The organism is Pseudomonas brassicacearum (assembly GCF_003732265.1).
GTDB classification, from domain to species: Bacteria; Pseudomonadota; Gammaproteobacteria; order Pseudomonadales; family Pseudomonadaceae; genus Aquipseudomonas; species Aquipseudomonas brassicacearum_D.
Map to the genome: position 1 here is coordinate 1 of NZ_MOBK01000370.1, position 521 is coordinate 521.

The window sequence follows — 521 nt, forward strand, 5'->3', positions numbered from 1 at the left end:
CCGCATGTGGTCAATGTGCATCTGGATTGGGAAGAGCCGAGCAAAGTGGTGTACCTGAATATCGATCAGGATCGTGCCCGGGCGTTGGGTGTGAGCACGGCCAATCTGGCGAAATTTCTGCAGAGTTCGTTGACCGGGTCGAGTGTCAGTCAGTATCGCGAAGACAATGAGTTGATCGAGATTCTGCTGCGCGGCACGGTGCATGAGCGCACTGAATTGTCGTTGCTGCCGAGTCTGGCGGTGCCGACGGATAACGGCCGCAGTGTGGCGTTGTCGCAGATTGCCACGCTGGAATATGGCTTTGAGGAAGGGATTATCTGGCACCGCAATCGCCTGCCGAACGTGACCGTGCGCGCGGATATTTATGGCAAGGAGCAGCCGGCAACGCTGGTGAAGCAGATCATGCCGACGCTGGATTCGATTCGTGCCGAGTTGCCGGATGGCTATCTGCTGGATGTCGGCGGCACGGTGGAGGATTCCGAGCGTGGGCAGAAGTCGGTGAATGCCGGGGTGCCGATGTT

At 58.3% G+C, this 521-nt stretch carries 1 protein-coding gene; it reads left to right on the forward strand.

What is annotated here, in order from left to right; translation table 11 throughout:
* On the forward strand, positions 1 to 521 hold a 521-nt coding region (locus tag BK660_RS31760; protein ID WP_148057539.1), incomplete at both ends, for an efflux RND transporter permease subunit.